This is a genomic window from Mesorhizobium sp. M7A.F.Ca.MR.176.00.0.0, assembly GCF_004023165.1.
GTDB lineage: Bacteria > Pseudomonadota > Alphaproteobacteria > Rhizobiales > Rhizobiaceae > Mesorhizobium.
The window spans coordinates 1-7,510 of the sequence record NZ_RZTC01000100.1; the positions used below are offsets into that span (position 1 = coordinate 1).

General features: G+C 64.3%; 7 protein-coding genes. 6 read left to right on the forward strand and 1 reads right to left on the reverse strand.

The features are described 5' to 3' along the window. Positions 1–320: 320 nt before the first annotated feature. A complete protein-coding gene (locus EOB59_RS26420; protein ID WP_127323185.1) occupies positions 321–995 on the reverse strand; it encodes a GntR family transcriptional regulator in 675 nt (224 codons plus the stop codon). Between the two features lie 284 nt (positions 996–1,279). On the opposite strand from EOB59_RS26420, the gene EOB59_RS26425 reads away from it, so the two are divergent. From EOB59_RS26425 to EOB59_RS26450, 6 genes are read left to right on the forward strand one after another with little or no spacing between them, the layout of a single operon-like run. Next, positions 1,280–2,407: a BMP family ABC transporter substrate-binding protein gene (locus EOB59_RS26425; RefSeq protein ID WP_127807751.1), complete on the forward strand. Its 1,128-nt coding sequence runs from the start codon at positions 1,280–1,282 to the stop codon at positions 2,405–2,407. Positions 2,408–2,436: 29 nt separating this feature from the next. Then, positions 2,437–3,567 (forward strand): ABC transporter permease, encoded by a 1,131-nt coding sequence (locus tag EOB59_RS26430; protein ID WP_127395364.1) that lies wholly within the window; start codon positions 2,437–2,439, stop codon positions 3,565–3,567. Then, a complete protein-coding gene (locus tag EOB59_RS26435) occupies positions 3,567–4,493 on the forward strand; it encodes an ABC transporter permease (RefSeq protein WP_127321988.1) in 927 nt (308 codons plus the stop codon). The genes EOB59_RS26430 and EOB59_RS26435 overlap by 1 nt, the downstream gene beginning before the upstream one ends. A 14-nt stretch (positions 4,494–4,507) precedes the next feature. After that, positions 4,508–5,209, forward strand: coding sequence for an isochorismatase family cysteine hydrolase (locus EOB59_RS26440; protein ID WP_127321989.1), 702 nt, complete (start codon positions 4,508–4,510; stop codon positions 5,207–5,209). Positions 5,210–5,219: 10 nt separating this feature from the next. Beyond that, the gene (locus tag EOB59_RS26445; RefSeq protein WP_127321990.1) at positions 5,220–6,743 is read left to right on the forward strand and encodes an ABC transporter ATP-binding protein; all 1,524 of its coding nucleotides are present in this window, start codon (positions 5,220–5,222) and stop codon (positions 6,741–6,743) included. Then, positions 6,743–7,411: an isochorismatase family cysteine hydrolase gene (locus EOB59_RS26450; RefSeq protein ID WP_127330531.1), complete on the forward strand. Its 669-nt coding sequence runs from the start codon at positions 6,743–6,745 to the stop codon at positions 7,409–7,411. Before EOB59_RS26445 ends, EOB59_RS26450 begins: the two co-directional genes overlap by 1 nt. Positions 7,412–7,510 lie beyond the last annotated feature (99 nt).

Here is a 7,510-nt window from a genome sequence, read left to right on the forward strand (position 1 = left end):
CCTCAGGCTCTCTTGACTATGCTGTATCGCTCGACGGACCGCCTCTGTCGTCGTGGCGCTCCCATGAAGAACCTGGCCCATAGCGCATTCCTTGATTCGGAGGACAAGGATGCCCATCAAAATCTGGGATCAAACATCTAGTCCCTCATCGCTCACGCCTCGACGTAGAATACCAACTGGGGCACGTATATCGGTCTGGTTGACCATGCTGCTTCAAAGCCTTGCTGCCGAGCAGCGTAGCGCCTCATATCAGCCGTTGCGCGATACTGTGCGCCGCCTGGAAGCAGACATCGTCCCGAGATTCGGGATGTTCGGAATTTTCAGGCCACGTCCCGCCGAACTGGCTTGCCGCCATCAGCCGCGAACACCGCGCTCGCCTCGCTGACGATAGAGACATGATCCCTGGCGGCCTTGCCCGCAGCAGCGCCGTCTCCGCGCATGATTGCGGTGACGATTAACTCGTGTTCCTGCCAGGATTTGGCCAACCGTCCGGGCAGCATGAACTGAGCGCGCCGGAAGGGTGCCAACCGGCTGCGGGTCATCACGGTGAGATCGTGGATATGCGGGTTGTGGGCACCACGATAGAGCCGGGTGTGGAACTCGGTATTGAAATACTCGTAGTCCTCCTCGGCGCCCAGTTGCACCATCCGCGCCGAAGCCTGATGCTCGATTTCGAGCGAGCGGCGCTCGGCACTGGTCATGCGCTCGGCCGAGAAGCGCGCGCAGATCGCCTCCAGTTCGGCCATGCTCTCGAACATCGAGGCGAGATGCTCTTGCGTCACGACAGCCACGATAGCACCCCGGTTGGGCCGCCTTTCGACCAGCCCCATGGCGCTGAGGTGGCCGAGCGCCTCCCTGACCGGGGTGCGTGATACGTCGAAGCGGGCGGCGAGGGAGGTCTCGTCGAGCTTTTCGCCGGGGCGTAGGTAGCCGGTGACGATCCGGTCCCCGATCGCCCTCACCATCTGATCCACGGTCTTGCCCGACCTGATCAAGTTGCGCTTCCCCGACAAATCTCCTCCGCCCGTCTTCTTGTGGAGGGTCGACGCAGCGGCCCATCGACTCAACATACCCCTGTATGCCTCTATTTTAATCTGTCAAATTGGCTGTTTTCAAGGCAAGAAGTGCATGCAATTGCCCGCTACATAAGCAGGCTCTTTTAAATGTACGACTGATTCCATTCATTAATTTCGCCAAAGAAACTGGCATGGCGATTGCATGCACTTTGTTGACGGCATGTTAACCGGCCCGGAAAGGGTCCTACAGGGGAGCATTCACAATGACCGCGAGATTCACGCTTAACCGCCGCGAGCTACTCAAGACCTCCGCCGCTGGAGCCGCACTCGGGCTTGCGTCCGCTGCCTTCCCCATCAGCAGGGCCTTTGCCGCTGCCGCCACCGTCGGCTTCATCTATGTCGGGCCGAAGGACGACTACGGCTACAACCAGGCGCATGCCGAAGGGGCGGCGGCGTTGAAGGGTATCGAGGGCATCTCCATCGTCGAGGAGGAGAACGTGCCGGAGACGGTCGACGTCCAGAAGACGATGGAATCGATGATCAATCTCGACGGCGCCTCGCTGATCTTCCCGACCTCGTTCGGCTATTTCGACCCCCACATGCTGGCCATGTGCACGAAATTCCCCGACGTGCAGTTCCGCCATTGCGGTGGCATGTGGGACAAGGCCAAGCACCCGATGAATGCCGGCTCCTATTTCGGCTATATCGGTATGGGCCAGTATCTCAACGGCGTTGTCGCCGGCCACACTTCCAAGACGAAGAAGCTCGGCTTCGTCGCCGCCAAGCCGATCCCGCAGGTGCTGCTCAACATCAATTCCTTCCTGCTCGGCGCGCGCTCGGTTGATCCGACCATCACTTGCCAGGTCATTTTCACCGGCGAATGGTCGCTGGCGGTCAAGGAAGCGGAAGCCACCAACGCACTGGTCGACCAGGGCGCCGACGTTATTAGCTGCCATGTCGATAGCCCGAAAGTGGTGGTCGAGACGACCGCCGGCCGTGGGGCCTTCGTGTGCGGCTATCACGCCAACCAGAGCCCGCTGGCGCCGGAAAAATACCTCACCGGGGCCGAGTGGAACTGGGCCAAGGTCTACAAGATGTTCGTCGACGACCTCGTCGCCGGCACGCCACTGCCCAACTTCACGCGCGGTGGCCTGGCCGACGGCTTCGTCAAGATGAGCCCGCTCGGTCCCGCCGTCGGCGAGCCGACGCGCAAGCAGTTCGACGCCACGCTGGCCGAAATGATGAACGGCGGCTTCGCCGTCATCAAGGGACCGCTGAAGAGCAACAAGGGGGCTGTCGTCGCCACCGCGAGCCAAGCATTCCCGGAGACCGCGATCGAGCTCGAAAGCATGGATTATCTGGTCGAGGGCGTCGTCGGTTCGACCGCCTGATCTGAGGGGGTGGGGCGATGACGGACACGATGACAGGGGCCGGCATGCCGGCACTCTTCAGCGCCAAGGCCTATTCGGCGGCGGTGGAATGGATTGCGCGGCGGGCGGAGGCTTTGGTCATTCCGCTCGCGGCGCTGATCGTCGGCATGGCGCTGTTCAGCCTGTTCATTGTGCTCGTCGGCAAGTCGCCGATCCTGCTCTACCAGACCATGTGGCGCGGCGGCTTCGGCTCCTGGTTCTCGGTCCAGAACTCGCTGTCGCGCGCCGCTCCCCTGCTGCTGGCCGCGCTCTGCGTGGCCCTGCCGGCCCGGCTCGGCCTCGTCGTCATCGGCGGCGAGGGTGCAATCGTGCTCGGCGGCGTCGCCGCTGCGGCAGCCGGCACTGCGCTCAGCGGCGGGCCATCGTCAATCGTCATTCTTGCCATGGGCGTGGCGGGCATGGCCGCCGGCGGCATCTGGATCGGTGCCGTCGGCGCGCTGCGCCATTACCGGGCCGTCAACGAAACCATTTCCAGCCTGCTGATGGCCTACATCGCCATCGCGCTGATGAACCAGCTGGTGGAAGGGCCGTTGCGCGACCCGGCCTCGCTCAACAAGCCGTCAACGCAGCCGCTGGCGGACATCTACCGCATCGGCAACATTCCGGGCATGGACGTGCATTGGGGGCTGGTTGTCGGTGTCGTCGCTTGCATCCTCTCCTGGTTGCTCATCGAAAAGACCCGCTGGGGTTTTGCCGCGCGCATCGCCGGCGGCAATGTGCGGGCAGCACAGGTACAGGGGCTGGCCGTCGGGCCGCTGATCGTCGGCTTCACCGCGCTCGCTGGCGGCTTTGCCGGGCTTGCCGGCATGCTGGAGGTCGCCGCCGTGCAGGGGAGCGCCAACGCCTCGCTTTCCGCCGGCTATGGTTACACCGGCATCCTTGTCGCCTTCCTGGCCCGCCACAATCCGCTGGCCATCATTCCGTTCGCCATCCTGCTTGGCGGCATCGACGCCTCGGGCGGGCTGATACAGCGCCGCATGGACCTGCCCGACGCCACGGTGCTGGTGCTGCAAGGCATGATCTTCATCGTCATCCTGTTCAGCGAAACCCTCTACGGCCGCTTCAAGGCCTTCAATCCCGATCTTTGGAAAAGACCCGATCTCGTGAAGGGAGCCGCCTGATGGACGCGACCGAGATCGGCCTCTGGGGCGTGCCGCTGGCCGTGCTCGGCGGCGCCATCCGCGTGTCGACGCCCTTCATCTTCGTCTCGCTGGGCGAGGCGATCACCGAGCGTTCGGGTCGCATCAATCTGGGGCTCGAAGGCACGCTGGTCTTCGGTGCGATGACCGCCTATGCGGTGGCGGTGATGACGGGCTCGCCATGGCTCGGCCTCATCGCCGCCGCCTTCGCCGGCCTGTGCTTCGGCCTGTTCCATGGCTGGATCTGCAGATTCCCGAAAGTCAACGACATCGCCGTCGGCATCGCGCTGATGCTGTTCGGCTCGGGTCTCGCCTTCTTCTTCGGCAAGCCGTTTATCAAGCCGAAGGCGCCCAATCTGCCGGCCATTCCCTTCGGCGGCTGGTCCGACATTCCGCAGGTGCAAGCCGCACTCGACGTCAACGTGCTGTTCCTGATCGGCGCGGTGCTGTCGGTCATCCTGTGGTGGGCGTTCCGCAACACCCGCGCCGGCCTCATCGTGCGCGTCGTCGGGGACAGTTCGGACGCGGCACGCGCCATGGGCCTCAACCCCGATACGGTGCGGCTGCTCGCCACCGGTGTCGGTGGCGCGCTGGCCGGCATCGGCGGCGCCTACCTGTCGCTCTACTATCCCGGCAGCTGGACCGAACGCATCTCGTCGGGCCAGGGCCTGATGGCGGTGGCGCTGGTCATCTTCGCGCGCTGGAACCCGCTCGGCTGCTTTGCTGCAGCGCTTTTGTTCGGCGGGGCGGGAGCTCTCGGCCCGGCGCTTCAATCGGTCGGCGTCACGCAGGGCTACTACATGTTCTACGCCGCTCCCTACATCCTCACCCTCATCATCATGATCGCCACCTCGTCGCCGACACGAACGCTTGCGGGCGCGCCGGGCGAATTGTCGATCACCAAATGACTGGAGTTTTGCCGATGAACGCCAGAGCCGAAGTCACTCAGCATACGATCGACGCCGAGCCTTATCCTTGGCCCTACAATGGCGACCTGCGGCCCGACAACACGGCGCTGATCATCATCGACATGCAGACCGATTTCTGCGGGCCGGGCGGCTATGTCGACCATATGGGCTACGATCTGTCGCTGGTGCGCGCACCGATCGAGCCGATCAAGTTGGTGCTGTCGACGATGCGAGCCAAGGGCTACACCATCATCCACACGCGCGAGGGGCACAGGCCCGATCTCGCCGACCTGCCGGCCAACAAGCGCTGGCGCTCGCGCCGCATCAATGCCGGCATCGGCGACCCTGGCCCGTGCGGGCGCATCCTGGTGCGCGGCGAGCCGGGCTGGGACATCATCCCCGACCTTTACCCGACCGAGGGCGAGCCGATCATCGATAAGCCCGGCAAGGGCTCGTTCTGCGCCACCGACCTGGAGCTCATCCTCAATCAGCGCGGCATCGAGAACATCGTGCTGACCGGCATCACCACGGATGTCTGCGTGCACACCACCATGCGCGAGGCCAACGACCGCGGCTATGAATGCATGATGCTGGAGGATTGCTGCGGGGCGACCGACTACGACAACCATCTGGCGGCGATCAAGATGATCAAGATGCAGGGCGGCGTCTTCGGCACGGTGTCGAATTCCAAGGCGCTTGTCGCGCAGTTGCCATGAGGAGGCCGCGATGAATGACAGGAAAGCGGTCGGCGTCGAGACCATCGGCATGACCATGCGCTTCGGCGCCTTCACGGCGCTGGATGCCGTGTCGGTGAAGGTGCCGGCGGGCTCCTTCCACGCGCTGCTCGGCGAGAACGGCGCCGGCAAGTCGACGCTGGTCAAATGCATGATGGGTTTTTATCACCCGACATCAGGCGACCTGCTGGTCGATGGCCGCGAGGTGGCGATCGCTAGTCCGCGCGACGCCTCGGCGCTCGGGCTCGGTATGGTCTATCAGCATTTTACGCTGGTGCCGTCGCTGACCGGTGCGGAAAACCTCGTCATCTCGCGCGAGAAGGTTCCGGGCATTATCGATTGGCGTAGGGAACGAGCCGACCTTGCCGTGTTCATGGAGCGCATGCCGTTCAAGCTGCCGCTCGACGTTAAGGTGGCGGAACTCGCCGCCGGCGAAAAGCAGAAGCTCGAAATCATCAAGCAGCTCTATCTTGGCCGCAGCTTTCTAGTGCTGGACGAGCCAACCTCGGTGCTGACGCCCGGTGAGGCGCAGGAGGTGCTGGGGCTGGTGCGCGACATGACCAAGGCCGGCGACCTCACCGTGCTGATGATTTCGCACAAATTCCATGAGGTCACCGCCTTCGCCGACGATGTCAGCGTGCTGCGCAAGGGCAGGCTGACGGGAACCGGCCGCGTCGCCGACCTCGACCACAAGGCGATGGCGGCGATGATGATCGGCGACCAGCCGATCGCCGCGCTCGACAGTCGCGCGGCGCCGAAACCCGATGCCGAGATCGTGCTCAAGGTCAAATCGCTGAAGGCGCCGGACCGCACCGGGCTGAAGTCGATCCGCATCGAGAATCTCGGCGTGCGTTCGGGCGAGATCGTCGGCATCGCCGGCATTTCCGGCAATGGCCAGAAGGAATTCCTCGAGGTCCTGGCCGGCCAGCGGCCGCGCGACGGTGGCGAGGTGCTGGTACGCGGCTCCGCCTATGCGGCGACGCGGGCCGAGGCGCGCGCGCTCAATGTGCGGCTCATCCCGGAAGAGCCGCTGAAGAATGCCTGCGCGCCAAAAATGACGGTGGCCGAGAACATCTCCTTCCGCACCTTCGACATCGACGGCAACGGCAGGCCGGTGAACTGGATCAGCGCCAGCGCCATACGCGCGTTCAGCGCCAAGCTGGTCGAGCAGTTCAAGGTCAAGACCGCCTCGCTATCCTCGCCCATCGCCTCGCTGTCGGGCGGCAATGTGCAGCGCGCCGTGCTGGCGCGCGAACTGACCGGCGAGGTCGACCTGCTGATCGTCTCCAACCCGTGCTTCGGCCTCGACTTCTCGGCGGTGGCCGAAATCCGCGCCCGCATCATGAAGGCGCGCAATGCGGGTGCGGCAGTGCTGCTGATGTCGGAGGACCTCGACGAGCTTTTGGAACTGTCCGACCGCATTTTCGTCATGTCGGACGGCGCGCTGGTCTACGAGACGCCGATCGCGCAAGCGAGCGTGCAGACCATCGGCGAGCATATGGCGGGACATCACTGATGGCGGAGATTGATGCGCAGCCGTTCGCCTTCTCCTTCAAGCCGCAGACGATGGCGCTGGTCGTCATCGACATGCAGCGCGATTTCGCCGAGCCCGGCGGCTTCGGCGCCAGCCTTGGCAACGACGTCAGCCGGGTGGCCGCGATCGTGCCGACGGTGAAGAAACTGATCGAAGGTTTTCGCGCCGCCGGCCTGCCGGTGATCCACACCATGGAGTGCCACCGCGCCGACCTGTCGGACCTGCCGCCGGCCAAGCGCAATCGCGGCAATCCGGCGATCCGCATCGGCGATGTCGGGCCGATGGGCCGCGTGCTGATCGTCGGAGAGCCGGGCACCGCAATCCTCGACGAGCTTGCGCCGCTGCCGGGCGAGATCGTCATCGAAAAGCCCGGCAAGGGCGCCTTCTACGCGACCAGCTTCGGTGGCGAGCTGAAGCGGCTCGGCGCACAGCAGCTGGTTTTCGCCGGCGTCACCACCGAGGTCTGCGTGCAGACGACGATGCGCGAGGCCAATGATCGCGGCTATGAGTGCCTGCTCGCCGAAGACGCGACGGAAAGCTATTTTCCCGAATTCAAGGCGGCGGCACTAGCCATGATCCGGGCGCAGAGCGCCATCGTCGGCTGGACGGCAACGACCGACCAGGTGCTCGAGGGAATTGCCAATGCCTAATTTTGCCTTTGCCGGCCTGCTCGACGGCGGCTGGCGCGATCTCGCGTTCGAATATTTCCGCGACGGCATCAGCGTGCACTGGCTGCTGAAGGGCGGGCC

Excerpts from the sequence above, each read along its gene's own strand:
- EOB59_RS26425 (WP_127807751.1), top strand. The coding sequence starts at position 1,280 with ATGACCGCGAGATTCACGCTTAACCGCCGCGAGCTACTCAAGACCTCC.
- EOB59_RS26430 (WP_127395364.1), top strand. The coding sequence starts at position 2,437 with ATGACAGGGGCCGGCATGCCGGCACTCTTCAGCGCCAAGGCCTATTCG.
- EOB59_RS26435 (WP_127321988.1), top strand. The coding sequence starts at position 3,567 with ATGGACGCGACCGAGATCGGCCTCTGGGGCGTGCCGCTGGCCGTGCTC.
- EOB59_RS26440 (WP_127321989.1), top strand. The coding sequence starts at position 4,508 with ATGAACGCCAGAGCCGAAGTCACTCAGCATACGATCGACGCCGAGCCT.
- EOB59_RS26445 (WP_127321990.1), top strand. The coding sequence starts at position 5,220 with ATGAATGACAGGAAAGCGGTCGGCGTCGAGACCATCGGCATGACCATG.
- EOB59_RS26450 (WP_127330531.1), top strand. The coding sequence starts at position 6,743 with ATGGCGGAGATTGATGCGCAGCCGTTCGCCTTCTCCTTCAAGCCGCAG.